15 protein-coding genes are annotated in these 17,929 nt (G+C 55.1%); 7 read left to right on the top strand and 8 right to left on the bottom strand.

Translation table 11 applies throughout. The annotated features are described in order from the left end of the window. Positions 1-4 precede the first annotated feature (4 nt). On the top strand, positions 5-1,441 hold the full coding sequence (locus GN112_RS13600; RefSeq protein WP_197743311.1) for an IS4 family transposase: 1,437 nt from the start codon (positions 5-7) through the stop codon (positions 1,439-1,441). 141 nt (positions 1,442-1,582) lie between these two features. Here GN112_RS13600 and GN112_RS34845 read toward each other — a convergent pair whose 3' ends face one another. Genes GN112_RS34845 through GN112_RS13590 form a run of 3 tightly spaced genes read right to left on the bottom strand, consistent with a single transcriptional unit; the run spans position 1,583 to position 3,718 of the window. Next, a complete protein-coding gene (locus GN112_RS34845; RefSeq protein WP_269434911.1) occupies positions 1,583-1,708 on the bottom strand; it encodes a hypothetical protein in 126 nt (41 codons plus the stop codon). Between the two features lie 48 nt (positions 1,709-1,756). Further along, positions 1,757-2,305, bottom strand: coding sequence for a TonB-dependent receptor domain-containing protein (locus GN112_RS13595; protein ID WP_269434973.1), 549 nt, complete (start codon positions 2,303-2,305; stop codon positions 1,757-1,759). 6 nt (positions 2,306-2,311) lie between these two features. Then, positions 2,312-3,718 carry a TonB-dependent receptor gene (locus GN112_RS13590; protein WP_162458922.1) on the bottom strand — a complete coding sequence of 469 codons (1,407 nt, stop codon included), beginning with the start codon at positions 3,716-3,718 and terminating at the stop codon, positions 2,312-2,314. 527 nt (positions 3,719-4,245) lie between these two features. On the opposite strand from GN112_RS13590, the gene GN112_RS13585 reads away from it, so the two are divergent. Beyond that, positions 4,246-5,337, top strand: coding sequence for an ABC transporter substrate-binding protein (locus tag GN112_RS13585; protein WP_155310719.1), 1,092 nt, complete (start codon positions 4,246-4,248; stop codon positions 5,335-5,337). After that, positions 5,300-5,638, top strand: coding sequence for a hypothetical protein (locus GN112_RS13580; protein ID WP_155310718.1), 339 nt, complete (start codon positions 5,300-5,302; stop codon positions 5,636-5,638). The genes GN112_RS13585 and GN112_RS13580 overlap by 38 nt, the downstream gene beginning before the upstream one ends. Before the next feature lie 81 nt (positions 5,639-5,719). Here GN112_RS13580 and GN112_RS13575 read toward each other — a convergent pair whose 3' ends face one another. The 5 genes from GN112_RS13575 to GN112_RS13555 all read right to left on the bottom strand — a co-directional run bounded on the left by GN112_RS13575 (position 5,720) and on the right by GN112_RS13555 (position 11,238). Beyond that, positions 5,720-6,355: a class I SAM-dependent methyltransferase gene (locus tag GN112_RS13575; RefSeq protein WP_155310717.1), complete on the bottom strand. Its 636-nt coding sequence runs from the start codon at positions 6,353-6,355 to the stop codon at positions 5,720-5,722. A gap of 236 nt (positions 6,356-6,591) precedes the next feature. After that, positions 6,592-7,803, bottom strand: a complete 1,212-nt coding sequence (locus GN112_RS13570) for an ABC transporter permease (RefSeq protein WP_155310716.1) — start codon at positions 7,801-7,803, stop codon at positions 6,592-6,594. An 11-nt stretch (positions 7,804-7,814) separates the two neighbouring features. Then, positions 7,815-8,498, bottom strand: coding sequence for an ABC transporter ATP-binding protein (locus GN112_RS13565; protein WP_155310715.1), 684 nt, complete (start codon positions 8,496-8,498; stop codon positions 7,815-7,817). Then, positions 8,495-9,799, bottom strand: a complete 1,305-nt coding sequence (locus GN112_RS13560; protein ID WP_155310714.1) for an efflux RND transporter periplasmic adaptor subunit — start codon at positions 9,797-9,799, stop codon at positions 8,495-8,497. The genes GN112_RS13565 and GN112_RS13560 overlap by 4 nt, the downstream gene beginning before the upstream one ends. Beyond that, positions 9,796-11,238: an efflux transporter outer membrane subunit gene (locus tag GN112_RS13555; RefSeq protein WP_155310713.1), complete on the bottom strand. Its 1,443-nt coding sequence runs from the start codon at positions 11,236-11,238 to the stop codon at positions 9,796-9,798. Before GN112_RS13555 ends, GN112_RS13560 begins: the two co-directional genes overlap by 4 nt. Before the next feature lie 1,001 nt (positions 11,239-12,239). On the opposite strand from GN112_RS13555, the gene GN112_RS13550 reads away from it, so the two are divergent. Genes GN112_RS13550 through GN112_RS13535 form a run of 4 tightly spaced genes read left to right on the top strand, consistent with a single transcriptional unit; the run spans position 12,240 to position 17,928 of the window. Beyond that, complete coding sequence (locus GN112_RS13550) at positions 12,240-14,378, top strand: TonB-dependent receptor (RefSeq protein ID WP_155310712.1); 2,139 nt, start codon at positions 12,240-12,242, stop codon at positions 14,376-14,378. A gap of 42 nt (positions 14,379-14,420) precedes the next feature. Continuing rightward, positions 14,421-16,133: an SAM-dependent methyltransferase gene (locus GN112_RS13545; RefSeq protein WP_174247660.1), complete on the top strand. Its 1,713-nt coding sequence runs from the start codon at positions 14,421-14,423 to the stop codon at positions 16,131-16,133. Between the two features lie 52 nt (positions 16,134-16,185). After that, positions 16,186-17,058, top strand: coding sequence for a DUF4198 domain-containing protein (locus GN112_RS13540; RefSeq protein WP_162458921.1), 873 nt, complete (start codon positions 16,186-16,188; stop codon positions 17,056-17,058). Between the two features lie 33 nt (positions 17,059-17,091). Next, positions 17,092-17,928, top strand: coding sequence for an SAM-dependent methyltransferase (locus tag GN112_RS13535; RefSeq protein WP_155310710.1), 837 nt, complete (start codon positions 17,092-17,094; stop codon positions 17,926-17,928). The last annotated feature ends 1 nt before the right edge of the window (position 17,929 follow it).

The raw sequence follows: 17,929 nt of genomic DNA, 5'->3' as shown, positions 1-17,929 counted from the left end.
ATAAATGCTGGACAAACCCACCCCCAAAATATACAGTAAAAAAGAAAAACTGTATTATTTGGGAGGTGACATCATGTTGAGTCCTGTTTTTACGCCGTTCATCAAGAATTCTCCGATTTCTGTCATGGCTCGTGGTTTGATGGAGAAGGTACTGAATCCTGAGCAATTGGACGAATGGTTCGAGAACACCGCTAAAGAACAATACACAAGGGACCTTTTGTTTTCGACGCTTTTTTACCTGATGAGCCAGGTCGTTCAGGGAAGCCAGCGATCAATTCACGCAGCCTTCCAGGCTTCAAAAGAGGATATTGCCGTTTCAGTTACCTCAATCTACAATAAGTTGAACGGCATGGAACCAAGTACATCGGCAGCTTTGGTCCGATATGCCGCCGAGCAGGTGGAACCTATTATTCAAAGATTGTTGGGTAAACAAAACTCCCCTTTGCCTGGCAAACGAATCAAACTGCTTGATGGCAACTGTATCGAAAAGAGCCATCACCGAATCAAAGAGTTGCGGTCCATAGCCTCAGGTCCTCTTCCGGGGAAATCATTGGTTGTGTACGATTCGATGTTGCACCTGCCCATCGATGTGTTTCCTTGCGAAGACGGCCATGCGCAAGAACGCTCATTATTGAAAACGGTGCTTGAAACTATTGTTGCCGATGATGTTTGGGTTGCCGATCGCAATTTCTGCGTGGTTGAATTCACCTGCGGCATCGATAAGCGGGATGCGTGGTTCATTATCCGTGAGCATGGGAATTATCCTCTCGAGCTAATTGGAAAGGAAAAATATATCGGCAAAATCGAAACAGGAACCGTATACGAGCAACCCATCCGGGTTCGTGATGAAGCTGGCGAAGAGCACGCCTTCAGGCGGATTCGCGTGAAGCTGAAGGGTGAAACCCGTGATGGTGATACCGAGATTTTCATCATCACGAATCTATCAAAGAGCGCAGCAAACGCTAAAACAGTTGCCCGGTTGTATCGGGATCGATGGACCATCGAAACGGCCTTTCAGCGTCTCGCTGAATATTTAAACTCTGAAATTAATGCATTGGGCTATCCTCGTGCCGCTCTTTTCGGTTTTTGCGTTGCTCTGGTCGCCTATATCAGCATGTCCGTTGTAAAAGCAGCACTGGGCAGTGTTCACGGTGTCGATTTCATAGAACGGAACGTATCTGGTTATTACATCGCCAATGAAATCGAAGGCGTCTACCAAGGGATGATGATCGTTATCGAAAGCGACCATTGGGTCGTTTTTAGAGACATGCCAGAAAGTGATCTGGTTCGGTTGCTTGAAGAATTAGCTGGCAACGTAAAATTATCAAAGTACCAGAAGCATCCTCGAGGTCCCAAAAAGCCCAAACCGAAGCGGGTTGCGATGAAAAACAAGCCACATGTTTCAACCGCGAAAATACTCGCTGAGAGAAAGAAGTCATAGTACTACCTTGAAAGGGCTGCTGCATTGAGCTATCCTGTTTTTTTGCGCATTTGTTTTTTCTCTTCTGCATGGGCAATAGCTTCCCGGTTGTCTGCATAACTGCATACGATTTTGTGTTGTATGCTGCCAAAGCAACAATCCTCATCGCCTGCGGCAAATCATGATTTCGGAGCCCAGCCGATCGCCGAATTTGGCCAATGGCGGTGTAGCGAACGCCCCGGCATCGATGATCGCCACGACTTCGAACTTTTGCTTTAGTCGTTCCATGTATGCTTCCTGGCACAAATCCCGATCGAATGCATACAGGAAAACTTGCTAAATCTCCAGTTGGATACCGACCATCACGTTGGCGCCGGGCATGGGATAGCCGGGTTGGTACTCATAATCCACATCAGTCAGGTTCTCACCGGCCACAAACAGTTCTCCTTTATATTTGCCGGCCAACCCGTCGAAGGCGTAGCTGAGTTTGCCGTTGACCAGGGTGTAGCTGCCCACGGTATCATTGTTCTCGGTATCGGCCTTGCGTGTCTGTGAATTGACATGGATCGAGGATACATAGGATCCATCCAGGCTCAATTTGAAGCGGTCGAGGAAACGCCAGTTGGCTCCGCAGCTGACCGTGGTTTCCGGGGCATAGGGCAAATCGGTCGGGTCGGTGTCCAGCAGGGTGATACCGGCGAAAAAGGAGAGACTTTCGAGTGGCTGCCAGTTGACCGTGGCCTCCGCGCCCTGAATGGTGAATTCTTCCACATTGTCGTATGTGGGTGGGAAAGGTGGAGCGGGGACAATCACGTATCGATCCTGGCCGTCGTCGTAGAAAAAGATCAGGTCCGCCGTAAGCCGCCGGGTAAAGGTGTATGCGATTCCGATCTAGTAATGGTCCACCACTTCCGGTTCCAAATCCTCCCAACTCTCCCCCAGGGCCGGCAGGACCGCTTCGGACATGACCTCGACCTCCAGGCCGGGATAGAGCACTCCGCGGGAATACCCCACATGCACCTCGGCCGGTCCATAGGCGGCGACCAGCCCGGCATGGGGCGCCCATTGACTGTCGAAAAGACTGTGATCGTAGTAGCGGATGCCGGCCGATGGGATCACTTGCAGGCCGTTTTCATCACCCCATCGCCAGCTGATGGCCGCGTAGGGAGAGAGGATGTCGAAATTATCACCATCCCAGGCATCACTGCTGCCGTCGCTGTATTCCTGGGTATAGTCGCCTTCGGTATAGTCCCAGTCCAGACCCGCCAGCAACTCGGTGCCATGGCCCAAGTTCACTTTCTCTTTGGCTTTGATGCCGTAGTAGAGAAAATCATTGTACAAGTCCTCGCGGACGCCCTCCGTATCGGTGGGCTGATCCAACCAATCGCCTTCTCCGGCGCTACGGTAGCCCTTTATCTCGCCACTGAATCTCTCGTAATCGTGTGACAGGGTCAGGGTGCTGAGAAAGGCGCGGGTCTCATAGCGGCCCTCGCGCGCGTCGGGGTCGGCACCCTCGGCGCCGGGATCGTCAGCGTAGTTGTCATTCCACATGGCGAAAAGGGACGCGTCCCAATTTTCGTTCAACTGCCTGCCAAGCCGGCCGTAGGCGTTGTCCAGTTCGCCTTCGGAATTGTCGCGATGCCCGTCAGACTCCCTGTGTCCGCCACCGATGTAGTAGTCCCATCCGCTGATTTTGCCACCATGCTCGGCCTTGGCCACCAGTGTGTCGTAGCTGCCAAAAGCCACCTGGGCCTTGGTCGTGTAACCTTCGATGGTTTTGCGTTTGGGAACGATGTTGACCACACCGAAGGCATTTCCGAAATGCTGAGGCTGCGGGCTTTTGTATACTTCGATAGAACGAGCGCTGTCGATGGACATCAGGTCCAGCAACGGGTGGTTCCAGACACTCATGAACATGGGGGCGCCGTCGACCAGGGTTTTGATCTCCGCTCCCGGACGGCTCGACCCCATGCCACGGATGAACACCCCGCCGCCTTCTGCACCGCCGAAAGAGCCGACGGGATTGAAACGGGACATGTTGACGCCGGGGGTTTGTCTCAGGGCCGTCTCGATATCCTGGGCGTTGAGATCGTCCAATTGCTCTTCGGTAATCACCGTCTTCACACTGCCATAGTCATCCCTGCGGTTGCCTTCGATAATCGGTCTTGCCGTCACCCAAATAGGTTCCAGCCGGGTGACCGGTTCGCCCTCATCCTGGGCGTTGGCCAATGGAAGAATCCATCCGCCAATCAACAACATCAATACAGCCAGGTAACTTTCGATCCGATGGGTAAGCATCAATCTCTCCTTTTCTAGATTCAGCAGCATTGCACTTCGGTGAGATGTCCAATACCGCGGCCGGGTGCCAGCAACCACAATCCGGGCGGAGGCATTGAAACATACAGCCTTGACCCGATATGCGTCGGTTTGCCTGTTGCGTACCGTTTGTCTGATTATTTGTCTGTCTGCGTGTTCGCAGGCGACCTTGTGGATCGAGAAAGAGAAATCCACGCCGTCCCTGATTTCAGAAAAAGTCAATCCAGGCCTTCATGGCATGCCGGGCGGTACTTCAGTATGCTGCCCTGGTATTTTGGGATTGGTTGCCGGCCTTCAAGCCGGCTTTCGAAATATTTCCCTTTAGCGGTTGAGCTACACAATGTCAAACCCTTTCCATGAGTCGGTGATGCGGCGATTGTCCATTGACAAACGCGCCCATGAAACGTAAGAAAAGGTGCATCAATCGAGCCACGAAGGCCACCGGGAAAAGTCTCCCGGCGGACGCGTGGCTTTTCTCTTTTGGTCACGGCGAAAAAAAGGAGGACACGATGTCCCGGCGCTTTTTGTTGATAGTCCTTGTCCCGGTGATCTGGCTCACCACGGTCACGGCGGTCGCCCACTCGGCGACCCTCATCGATATGACGCAACGCGAGGTGACGATTCCCGGAGATGCCGACCGCATCCTGTGCCTGGGTCCGGGGACCTTGCGGTTGATCGTCTATCTCCAGGCCGAAAAAAAAGTGGTTGGCGTCGAGGCGCTGGAGAAGAATTACCCCGGTGGCCGTCCCTACTGGCTGGCCCATCCCGAATTGGCGTCACTGCCGACCTGCGGACCTGGAGGGGTGGCGGCCATCAACCAGAAACCGGACCTGGAGACCGTACTCAAATTGGCGCCCGAGGTGATCCTCGTCACCTACATGGATGCAGCGCTCGCCGATGATGTTCAGACCGTTTTGAACATTCCGGTGGTTGTCCTGAGCTATGGGGACTTCTCCACCTTCGATGAAACGGTTTACACCGCCCTGCGGCTGGCCGCGGCCATCGTCGACCGGAACGATCGTGCAGAAGCGGTAATCCGCTCGATCGAGGCCTGGCGCGCGGACCTTTCCCGCCGCAGCGTCAATGATGCCGGAGAAAAACGCCCGAAAGCATATATCGGAGGCATCGGCTTCCGCAAAGTACAGGGCATCGAAAGCACCCAGCACAACTACCCACCATTGGAATGGATCAATGCCGACAATCTGGCCCGCCGGATGGAAACGAAGGCAGGCAGTCATGTTGTCGTGCCCAAGGAGATGTTGCTGAATCTCGATCCACCAACAATCTTCATCGATGGCGGCGGTCTTGGCCTCGTTACCGGTGATGTCGCCCGCAAGCCAGAATACTACCGGATGCTGACGGCCTTCGCCAAACGGCGAGTGTTTGTCCTGCACCCGTTCAACTGGTACACCACCAACATCGATACGGCACTGACCGACGCCTATGCCATGGGCAAGATCCTCTACCCGAAGCGCTTTGCGGACGTCGATCCCGAGCGCAAGGCCGATGAAATCTATACCGAATTGGTGGGCCGCCCGGTATACGAAAAGATGAAAGCCGATTATGGACCCAACGGCCGGGTGGCACCCTTCGTCGATTGAATTTTGGCAGGATCATCCCAACCCAAAGCAGCAGGATGGCGCCGGCGGGGTGCTAGCGCCGGCGCCGTTTGCTGAAGCGACGGAGGGACGCAGGACGCGCCACTGGCGCTTTCAGGGGAGGGCCAATGGTAATGTTAAAAAAACAAATTTGACTTTACAGAAGAAAGTGATCTTCTCCTCTCTGAATCCATTGATGATTCTCCGTACCATTCCTGTGCAAGCAAAAAAGGCCACGAAGAGTCCGTCTCTTTGTGTCGAGACATGGGCCTTCGTGGCCTTTAAAACCTGTTTGTTGTTGTAACTGCGCCACCTACTGGTGGGTGATGGAAATGACCATGTTAGTTCGGTACGAGTTCCAACCGTACCCGATTTCAGCCCGGGTTCATCTGTTCAAAAGGGCACTCAATAAGTATCCATTGTCATCATCCTGCCATTGTTCGATGGTCAGCCGGCACTGCCCGCACCACCTCTGCATGATCTGTTGAGGAGGCATCAGGTCTTCGGCCACGGCGGTACCGGCCTTGCGGTGCACATCATTGATTTCGGCAAAGGAAATAAAATGAGAAATCACCAGCCGCCCCGCTGGTTTGAGCATACGCACGAGCGTTTTGAGAGCAGCCGCCCGATCTGCAAAATGGGGAAACACCTGGTGGCAGACAATTTGATCAAATATGCCCAACTGATCCGCCATCGTCTCCACCGGCCCCATGCGAAGGTCCACATTGGCAAACCGCATCAATCGCCGGCGTGCCGCAGCCACCATGCGCGGGCTGATGTCCATGGCCACCACCCGACCATGGGGGCCGACCTTCTCGGCCAACACCGCAGTCAGCCGACCCGTGCCGCAACCGGGTTCCAGCAACCGCAGCCCGTTCAGGCAACCGGTGACCGCAAAAAGCCGCTCCAGTTTTTCAGCTTCATCACCGCCATAAGCCTGGGCCGCCCAATCAGCCTGCACCTGGGCATCAAAAAAACAAGCTTTGGCCAGATAAGAATCATCTTTCTGGTTGTTCATCATACCCTTTTCTAAATTCTAATAAGTGCAAAAAACGGGGAACCGCCCCCCCGCGTCCAGCGCGCTTGCCGACAGGATGAACGTCGGGGCCTTCTTGGCTTGTGTTGTGGAATTGTCGATTATGGAGAAAGAATTGATGAGCCGATTTTCTAATCGGCCTTTCGTAATTTGGCTTTACTACCTTTTGGTGAACGGATTGTCAAACATTTTTCATTGACTGATTTACTCGATTTTACTTTTTACTCATAGCGCAAGGCGTCAATAGGATCCAACCGGGCCGCCTGCCGGGCCGGAAAATACCCAAACAAAACGCCCACAATGGCTGAAAAAAGAAAAGCGATAACGATGACGCCGGAATTCAAAATAAACGGGACTTTCAGGATATGGGCACCAATGGCGGCAGCCCCCAATCCCAGCGAAATGCCCACCAGGCCACCAAAAGCCGAAAGGACCACTGCCTCGATGAGAAACTGCATCAACACCTGACGGGCCAGCGCGCCGATCGCCAGGCGGATGCCGATTTCGCGGGTCCGTTCGGTAACCGAGACCAGCATGATGTTCATGATGCCGATACCGCCCACCAGCAGGCTGACAGCCGCAACAGCTCCCAAAAGGGTGGTCAGAACCCGGGTGGTGCCGGTCAAGGTACTCATAATCTCCTGCATATCGCGCACGTAAAAGTCGTCTTCCTTATTTCCCGTTATTTGGCGCCGCTGGCGCATCAGACCTTCGATATCGGCTTTGATTTTCTCAGTCGAAACCCCATCCCGGGCGGAAAGGTAGATGGTACTGACATCCCTGTTCCCGGAAATCCGGCGCTGAAAGGTAAGCATCGGAATAAGAATAAAATCGTCCTGGTCGGAACCGAAATTGGACTGGCCCTTGACCCCCAACACCCCAATCACTTTGAATGTCAATGTCTTCAGCCGGATGGATTCGCCGGTAGGATCCTGGGCGCCGAACAGTTCCTTGCGGACGGTTGCGCCAATGATGCAAACGGCGCCACCAGCCTGCAGCTCATGACCGCTAAAAATACGTCCCATGTCCAATTGCCAGTTGCGCACTTTCAGGAACGCGTTGGTGCTGCCGGTAATCGACGTGGTCCAGTTGGTGCTGCCGTAAATCGCCTGGGTGCTCGAATTTGCGGCCGGGGCCACTGCTGCCAGACCGGAAATTTCATTTTCGATGGCAACGGCATCGGCGATCTCGAAATTGTCCGCTCCGCTTCGGGTGCCGCCGGGCCCGCGCAGGCGCTGGCCGGGACGAACCTGGAGAAGATTGCTGCCCAATTTGGAGATATCCGCCGTCACCTTGGCGGTGGCGCCGCCGCCCAGCGTAACCAGGGTGATGACCGACGCCACGCCGATCACGATACCGAGGATGGTCAGCGAAGAACGCAGCGCATTGCGTCGGATTTCACGTTGGGCGAGAAGAATTGTTTCCCATAGCATAATGGCACCCTTCAACGCTCGTTTATTGCCCCATCGGCAAATCGAATCCGCCGTCCGGCATAGGCGGCCATCTCCGGCTCATGGGTCACCATAATAATGGTGATGCCCCGCTCGCGGTTCAGGCCGGTGAGTAAATCCATGATTTCCCGGCTGCGGGCGGAATCGAGATTTCCCGTCGGCTCGTCGGCCAAAATGACCTTGGGCGTCGTTGCCAATGCCCGGGCAATGGCCACGCGTTGCTGCTGACCGCCGGAAAGCTCTGACGGCGTGTGTCCTTCCCAGCCTGCCAAACCGACGGAGGCCAATGCGTGCTTTGCCTGACGATGGCGCTTGCCGGCCGGGATACCGCGGTAAACCAGCGGCAACTGGACATTTTCCAGCGCCGACGTCCGGTTGAGCAGGTTGAAACCCTGAAACACGAAGCCCAGGTAGTGACGGCGCAGCAGGGTCCGCTGGTCGGCAGTCAGCGTTCCGACGTCGACCCCCTGAAAGTAGAAATGCCCGCCGCTCGGCGTATCCAGGCATCCGAGAATATTCATGCAGGTGGATTTGCCCGATCCGCTGGGTCCCATCACCGCCACGAATTCACCTGCCGCGATTTCGAGATCGATGCCTTTCAGGGCCATTATGGTGGCATGGCCCCTGCCGTAACGCTTGGTGACGTTCTGCAGCCGAATCAGCGGTACGGCTGTCATGGGGTCACCGTAATCCAGTCAACCACAAGATGATCACCGGGCGCGAGTTCCCCTCCGGTCACCACGGTTCGGGTGCCGTCCGTCACGCCGATAGTGATGAACACGGGCGAGAGTTGATTGTCGTTCAGCCTCCAGACGCGATGGCGTTTCCGGCGTTCATCCCCCCGTGAGGACGGCCGGCGATTGCTGCCTGTCCGGGGCCTGCGGGACAGAAGCCTCTGGATCAGGTCGCTCTTTTGGCGGGTCCGTTCCCGGCCGTCGGTCGGCGGCGAGAATCGTAAGGCGGCATTGGGAATCAGCAGGGCATCCGCCACCTGCTGAACGGTTATTTCAGCCGTTGCCGTCATGCCGGGCCGCAGGCTCAAATCCGAATTGTCGACATTCAGAACCGTGGCGTAAGTGACCACGCCATCGACGGTTTTCGCCCCATAACGCACCTGCGTGACGTGGGCCGGATAACGACGATCCGAATAGGCATCCACGGTAAATTCAGCAGCCTGGCCGGCGTTGACGGCCCCCACATCGGCCTCATCAACGTCCACAATCAGTTCCATGCGGGTGAGATCCTCGGCCAATGTGAACAACACCGGTGCCTGTAGCGATGCCGCCACGGTCTGTCCCGGCTCGACATCCCGTGAGAGAACGATGCCGTTGACCGGTGAGACGATCACCGCCTTGGAGAGATCGGTTTTGTCCTCCTCCAGCGTCGCCGCGGCCAGTTCGACGGCTGCCTCGGCCATCGCCTCATCGGCCCGGGCGCGGGTCAAGGCAGCCTTGGCTGCATCCAGGTCATTCTGGGATACCGCCTTGCTGCCGCTGATCTCACGGAAACGGTCGAGGCGGCCAACCTGGTTGCGGGCCTCCTCCACCGTGGCCCGGGCCGACAGGACCTTGGCGTGCGCCGACGCCAGAGATGCTTTTGACTGCAACACCTTGGCCTTCAGTTTGGTGGTATCCAATATCGCCAGCGGCTGGCCCACCTCGACACGATCGTTGTAATCCACGTTTACCCGCTCAACGATGCCGGACAACTCGCTGCCCACCTCAACCTGGTTGGTGGGGACCAGATTACCGGTGGCGGTGACGCTGACTGTCAGGTGGTCGCGCTGAGAGGCTTCGGTTTTATACTTTGTCCGGGCTTTCGGTGCTTCCCCATGGCGCCAGATCCAGAACACCGCACCGGCAACCATGAGAAAAAGGAAAACCAGCAGCAGCGGGAAACGGTGCCGGCGGCCGCCGCCGTCTTCCAGACCAAGGGTTTCAGCGATTTCGGGATCGGGAAGAGAATTCGAATCGTTCACGGGGATGGGATTCCTTTATTTGTCATCGCGGGCGTCCAACCGCCGCCCAATGCCTTGTACAGCCGAATCAGGTTGGCGGTTATGGTTCCATCACTCTCGACCAGTTGCTCCTGGAAGGAAAGCAGGCTCCGTTGCGCCTCCAGGACCTCGGAAAAGTCGATCAATCCGGCCATGTATTTGCCGCGCGCAAGTTTTTCGGCGCACTCGGCCGCCTCGGCCGCCTCGGCCAGGCGCAATCGCCGCAACTGCTCCTGGGCGAATGCGGTCATCGCATTTTCTACTTCCTCCAGTGCTTCCAGCACGGCACTTTCATAGGCAATCCGTGCCTGCGCCTGCAATGCTTCCTGGGCGTTGACGGCATTTCGGATGGCGCTGGCATCGAAGATGGGCCAGGAAATTCTCGGGCCATGATTCCAAAAGAGCGTGCCGGATTCGAAAAGATCCGCCAGCTTGCTCGCTTCGATGCCAATGGAGCCGCTGAGACGGATCTGGGGATAGCGTTCCGCCTCGGCTTCACCGATTCGGGCGGTCTGGGCGGCCAGTTCACGCTCCGCCCGGCGAATGTCCGGGCGACGCTGTAACATGTCGGCGGGGACCCCCACGGCAATGGTGACCGGCGCCACGGGAAGGGGCTGCCGCTCGGCCAACAGCCGATCCAACTTCCCCGGCGCCTGGCCGGTCAATACGGCCAGACGATTGCGTGAGGCAACAATGCTGGTGAGCAGGCTGGGGACCCGGCTGCGGGTGCTTTCCAGATTGTAGCGTGCCTGCTGCAGGTCCAGTTCGTTGCTCAAACCAACCGAATAGCGGCCTTGTATCAGGTCATGGGTCTCCTGCTGTGAATCGATATTGGTGCGGGTCACGGCCAGGCGGGCCTGATCCATGCGCAGATCCACGTAGCCGAGACCGACTTCGGCGGTCAACGACACCATGACGTCGTACAGATCTGCCGCATCGGCCTGCAAATCGGCTTCGGCCGCCTCTTTGGCACGCCGGAGGCCGCCGAACAGATCCAGCTCCCAGCCGGCGTCGAGACCGCTGCCATAGGCGTCGCCAGCGGGATCGTTGCCACTGCGGCTCCAGGTGGCGTCGGCGGAAAGGTCAAGGTTCGGAAACAGGGCGGCGTCACTGATGCCGTAACGCGCCCGTGCTTCGCGCAATCTGGCCAGGGAATTTTGGACGTCCAGCCCTTCGGCGATGGCGCGTTCGATCAATCCGGAAAGGATGGGGTCATTGAAATTGGCCCACCAGCATGCCAGATGTGACGGGTCAGGCAGCTCCGGCTGCGCGTTCCCAGCGAATGTGGTCTGCCAGTTGCCGGAAACAGCGATCTCGGGTGCGGCATAGTCCGGTCCCACGGGTGCGCAACCGGTCATGCCAAGCAGCATCGTCAGGGCAATAAACACCACCATCGAATCTGTTTTGATGTCGGGCCTCATATTGCAACCATTTCAGCAGTCACGATGGCTTGAATCCAATGGGGTTTTCAAACCGCCTCTTAGGTGCTCAGATGTCAGGCCACACAGGAAAAACTTCAGGCAATTCTTCTTCCAGTTCTCGTCTTCGAGGGGCGATCGAATCGAATACCAATCGGGAGAGTTTATTGCGATAGGACCATCTACTAGTCTTATTTTTTGGTGTCAAATGATTTGTGCCGAAAACGTTTTTTTAATAGCGACAAAACGGCGAAACGGAACGCAACCGGTTCCCGGAAACAAAACCGGCCCTCGCAGGGCAATCGTATGTAGATTTCCGGGTTGCTTTTCTTCCCAAAATTAGAGCGTCCATGAATGTCAAAGACCAAATGAAAAATGCCAAATGGTGGTATTCTATCTATTTTAAAATCGATTTCATCCTTCATTTGACATTTGGGCTTTGGCATTTGGCATTTTCCCACTTTCAGGAATGGTGCGTGTTCAGGAACGGCCGGTTTTTGATTTTACTTGCGATTGCCCTGCCGGCCCTCGTTTATTTCCTTGACGCTCGAACCGGGGTGATATAAGAATCGTTATTCGTCAGGCGGTATACGATTACTGGTGCAATGAAGGTGCTTCTTCGCTTGACGATCTGTAGTTTTTTATCCCGACATATACAAATCAGCCACCATAACAATATGCACAGCCACGAAGGCTTGGGTGTATCAGCCCTGTTTTTGTGGCTTTTTTTGTTTGAATAGAAGAAAAACAGGCACGGTATTTCATTCGGTTGTATTTTAACGTGTCGCTCCGGAAATCGGAAGCGTTGACGGATAGGCACAACATGAGAAAAGGCAGCCCCATCCCGGCCAGGACGTATGGGCTGCCTTTAGGTTAGCGTCCCCGGTAAAGGGGCTGCTTCTGATTTTCTACACCGAAGCGCCCCTGGCGTCAATCCATGATGCTTTATTGCCGGTTTTCGCCCGTTACCGTGTTATTACAAAATTCAGGGAGGAGAACGGAAAATGAAACGGATTAGTACGTTGGCGGTGTTGATTGGTTTCGTAATCAGCATATGTGGCGTTTGGCCTGTGTATGCGCAACAGGACGATTCAAAATCCGGAACTGCCGGTCAATCGGAACAGGCATCCGAATCCGAAGGGGAAGCGCTTAAAAAACTGGAAGATATCGTGGTTACGGAAAAAGGGGGCATCCAAGGCATTTACGTCGAGCCCGGCGAAACCACCATAAATGTAGACGATTATTCAGCCATCGGCGACAAAAGCAACATCCAGGACCTGCTCAAGACCCAGGCCATTTTCGATTTCCGGGGAGACACCGACCTGGTGCCCGATGACGACACCATGACCATGCGCGGCTTTTCCAGCGATCGATTTGTGATGGCCGTGGACGGGTTGACCGTACAAAAAACCGGTGGTCGCAAAAGCTCGCATATTGTAGATTACAGTTTACTCTCACCCCTGCCCATTGAAAAAATCGAAATCATCGCCGGTCCCCATTCCGCGCTCTACGACAGCAAGAGCATCGGCGGAGCGGTGAATATCGTCACCCAGGCACCCCGCCGCCGTGACAGCCTGGTGCCGAATGTCAGACTCAGCACGAGTTACAGCTCATATAATACCCAGAACCACAAGTTGAACGTAAACGGGGCCATTGACATGGTAACCTATGCCTTTGACGCCCAGAAGAATACCACCGACGGGTATCTGCGCTATAACGAAACCGATATCGAAACGTATTCGGGCAGCCTGGGACTGCTTTTGCCTTACGAGGGATATGTGAATGTGAGCGCCTCCCGTTCCGACATCGATCGGCAGGTTGCCGTGGTCAACACCGGCGACGATTACGATTCCAGCTATCCGGAAGTCACGGATTCCTCATGGGAGCCCTACCAGGACCCCACCTGGGATAAAGAGGCGTGGTCCTACAAGCTGAATTACCTCCAGAACCTGCCCATCGGACACTTGACCCTGGGCGCCTATAAAAGCATGGAAAATCGCAATCGGGACTATGACGATTGGGTGGACGACGACGATCATTCCCTTGGAACGGAACGAACCTATTGGAAAACAAACTGGCGACAGAAGGGCGGCAAGATCCAGGATATCTACAAGTGGTCGGACAGCCATGAAACCACCGTCGGGTTTGATATGGTCAAGATGTACGATGGTGAGGACCTGGATGAGCGGATCAACAAAAAGGCGGGTTATCTCCAGCACCAATGGACCATCACGCCTTATTTGGAAACAAAGTTGGGGGTGCGTTACGAGGATGTCAAAATATGGGTCAGCAACAGTTACATTGACTATCTACCGGAGTGGGTCGAACGAAACTGGGACCAATGGGTGCCCAAAACCTATACCACACTGAAGATGGATTCGTTTGCCGATTGGCTGCGCGATACCTCGTTTTCGCTGGGCATCAGCAAGATCTGGCATGCACCGGATTACCATGGCGTATATAATGGCCAAGGCCGGCCGTCCGGCGTGTGGCTGGATCCGGAACATGGAATCGGGTATGACTTTGTGCTCAATCGGCGCCTGTGGCGGGATATCTCCTTGATGGTCGATTACTCTTTCTATCAGATCAAGGATTACATTGTCGCCAACCGCAGTTACTACGAAGATAAAGAAAATTACAGCGATTACAAAATCAATCTCGAGGAGGTCTATCGTCATGGCATCGAACTCTGTCTGGGCGGGCATTTGTTCGAGGATCTCTCGTTTTATGTGACCTATGCCTGGCAAAAATTCGACAACCAGGGCGATGAGCCGGCCGGCGTGACGGAGCTGGACGATGAGGCCGAACATCGGGTGACTGCCGGACTGCGCTACCAGCTTTTCGAGAAGACCGCCCTGAAGCTGGACTATTACTATCAAAGCGAGGAAACCCAGGAGAATTCCGAGGAAATCGGCGAAGACGAAAACGGGGATCCCATCTATTCCTATTACCAGGTGGACAATCCGTCCTACAACCTATTTAATTTCGCCGTGGAACAGACCTTGTTTCAGGAAAAATGGCACGTAAAGGATGCACGGTTGCAGTTCTTCATTAAAAACCTTTTTGACGAAGAGTACTACGATTCCCGGGGGTATCCGGCCACAGACCGGACTTTCGGCGTCAATTTGAGTTTCCGGATGTAGGTTGATTGCAAGGTGTTTACCGTAAAATATGGAGAAAATCGCATGAATGGCAAAAAAACGAGCAAACGGATCTGGATCGGTGGCCTGCTATTGATCCTGGCATGGATGTTTGTCATCGGGTGCGCGGCCAATCCGCCGTTGACCGGAGACAACCAAGAAAAAACACCCGGAAGCTATACGGTCGTGGGGATCGGGCCGGGGGATGGCGATCTGCTGACCCTGAGAGCGGCGGAGGCCATCTGCCGTGCGGATATGGTTTTCTGCAACCCGAAAACTCAACAGAAACTGGCCGCTTACGTCGATTTTTCCGGCAAACAGGTGGTGGACGGCTATGGTGTTCTGTTCCGCTATTACGGCAGGGACTGCAAGAAAATCAGCCAGGAGGAAAAGAAACCCAGGCCCCCGATGGACCAGGAGAAAAAAAGGCCCAGGGGACCGATGCGCTGCGAGGAGTTCCACCGCAAGCAGGCGGAATTTGCCGCCATGGTAAGGGACGCCGTATCATCGGGCAAGCATGTGGTCTTGCTGAGCGGCGGCGATCCCACCATTTACGGGCCGGATATGTGGACCGTGAAGGAACTGAAAGAACTCAATCCAACGGTCATTCCCGGGCTTAGCGCGTTCAACGCCGCCAATGCGGCCCTTAAGGTCAGCCTGGGAGAAGTGATGCTTACGGCGCCTTTCAAAAAAGAGGGCAGCCGGGATACCATCGAGCAACTGGCCGGTCATGAACGCGCCACCATGGTCATTTTCATGCCCCGGGACATGCAGGCGCTGTTTGCGCGTCTTTCAGCGTCCTACCCGGCCCAAACCCCGGCGGCCATTATCAGCCATGCCGGTGTGGTCGGGCAGGAGAAGGTCACCATGGGCACGGTGGGCGGGTTTGCCGCCGATACTTCCGGGATCGATCGATGGCGATCCATCGTCTACGTGGGCGAAGCGGTGGGTCGGGCGGCATTCAACCCTGGCTTGTCATTGCAATCAGCTGCCCAGGGAAAATTCTATTTGGTGGGCGTAGGGCCCGGCGACGCTGATTTGATCACCCTGCGGGGGAAAAAAGTAATCGAATCGGCCGATCTGATCTTCGCCCACCAGCGGCTCAAGGATAAATTCCAGGACGTTTTGTCCGGCAAGGAAGTTCTCACCGGTTATCACCGTCTTTTTCCCTTTTACGGAAAGCCCTGTGCCAAGGTACGGCCCGGCGATCAAAGACGGGAGCGCATGAGCTGCGAGGAGTATCACCAAAAGCAGGAAGAATTCGCCGCCCTGGTGCGCGCGGCAGTGGCCAAGGGCAAAACCGTGGCCATGCTCGACAGCGGCGACCCCTTGGTTTACGGTCCCTGCTCGTGGTCGCTGACCGAACTGCGCGATATCGAGACCGAAGTAGTACCCGGCCTGAGTTGCTTCAACGCCGCCAATGCGGCCCTCAAGGCCGGCGTCACCGAAGGCAAGACTTCTCATTCTGTAATCCTGGCCTCGGGTTGGTCGGTGGAGGAAATGGCTGTCCATCAGAGTACCATGGTGCTGTTTACCATGCGCACGCAGTTTAAGAAATTCATTGACGGCCTTTCCGCCCATTATGATGCAGACACACCGGTAGCCATCGTTTTCAGTGCCGGTTATGCTGAAAAGGAGCGGGTGATGCAGGGAACCCTGGGGACGATTTCGGATCAGGTGGGAACCGGCCGGCTGCCCTTCGAGTATCTGCTCTATGTGGGCGATTTTTTGTCTGATGGAGGGCGCGTTGCCCATTAATTACTCTTGCCCGAAAAAAAATCGCCTAAAACAGCAAACAGGGAGAATTGAAATGTTGCGAAAAACCTACGTCGTTCTGATGGTCACTCTATTTTGTTCGCTTGTATTCGGCGGTGCCGTCCATGCCCACAACTTGTGGCTCAATCCCGATAATTACTTCCCAGCGGTTGGCACGACCGTCGAAATCGGCATCGGCTGGGGGCACAAGTATCCGGCCAACCGTGTCGATCAGCAGATTCGGGACGGGCAGCTGGAAGCCATCCAGGCGGTCGATCCCAATGGCGGAACGGTTGATCTGACCAAAATATCAACGGGGAAATACCAACTGGCCATCGACAAGCCGGGCGCCTGGCTGATCACCGCCCGGATCAAGCCGGGTTTCTTCACGATGACGCCCGAAGGCCGCAAATGGGGAAATAAGAAGGCGGTGGAAAACGCCGTCAAGTGCACCAACTTTCACATCCAGGCCAAAACCGTCCTGATTGCTGGCGGCAGCGCCAAGAACCTCGGTGGTGCGGCCGGTCAAAGCGTCGAGATCATACCGATTACCGACCCATCGGGGATAAAGGCCGGCGATGAATTGGCGGTTCAGGTCCTTTTCAATGGGAAACCGCTTGCCGATGCGTCTTTAAAGGCAACCTACGCCGGTTTTGGCCCCCAAGGTATGGACCATCACCATCAAAAACCGCCGGCAAAGCCCGAGGGCGCGCCCCCGAAGCCACCAGCTGATGGAAAGAAGCCTCCGCGTCACAAAAGTCATTATCCGGTGGAAACAACTACCGACGCCCAAGGCAAGGCCGTGTTGCAATTAAAAAATTCCGGCTACTGGATGATCATGCTTTCCCATCGTTGCCCCTTTGCCGACTCGGCAACTTGTGATGAGTATATGTACAACATGGCGTTTACTTTTGAAGTTTCCAAATAGAGGCACTTCAACGTATTGCCGAAGGAGAACTGAATGAAAAACAACGGACCCCAAATAGCATTTGTTGTTCTTTTCGGTTTGACGCTCGTCTTTTCGTTCATGACACCAACCGCTTTGGCCTACCAGCAGACCGAAAACCACTTCTATCTGGTCAGTCTCGGTGTCGGTGACCCGGATCTGATTACCCTCAGGGCCATCAATACCATCAGGGCGTCGGATGTCATTGTCTGCCGGGACCGGACCAAGGACGAGTTGGTCGAATACCTGAAAGGCAAGACGATTCTGGATCCATCCATGGCAGGCTGGCGTAGGTATCGCAAGGATTGCGCATCCATCAAGGATCCCAAAGCACGGTCAGAATGCCAAAAAAGAGCCGAATCACGGGCGCAATTGATCAAACAGATCCGTGACGCGGTTGAGGCGGGTCAAACGGTTTCGGTTTTGGGCAGCGGCGACCTGATGATTTATGGCGGTCCGTACCGTTGGTATCTTGAGGAATTCAAGGATCTCAATCCGAAAATCATTCCCGGCGTGAGCTGCTTCAATGCGGCCAACGCGGCCCTGGGCAAGGACATCATGTCCGGCAAGGCGTGCCATTCAGCGGTGTTGACCACCTTTCGCGAGATCGACAAATTGGCCGGCGCCCATCCCACCATGGTTATTTTTACCATGCATACCCAATTCAATGAGTTGGTTGAGAAGCTGAAGACCCATTATCCTGTCGACACCCCCATCGCCATTGTGTTTCACGCCGGGTATAAGCAAAAGGAGCACATCGTCAGGGGGCGCCTGAATACAATCATCGAGCAGACAAAGGATAAAAAGTTTCCTTTCGAGCATCTTGTCTATGTCGGCGATTTCATGAAATAGC

It is taken from the genome of Desulfosarcina ovata subsp. ovata (assembly GCF_009689005.1).
In the GTDB taxonomy this organism is placed as follows: Bacteria; Desulfobacterota; Desulfobacteria; order Desulfobacterales; family Desulfosarcinaceae; genus Desulfosarcina; species Desulfosarcina ovata.
Note: the sequence above shows the minus strand (reverse complement) of the source record. Positions and strands in the feature narration are given on the sequence as shown.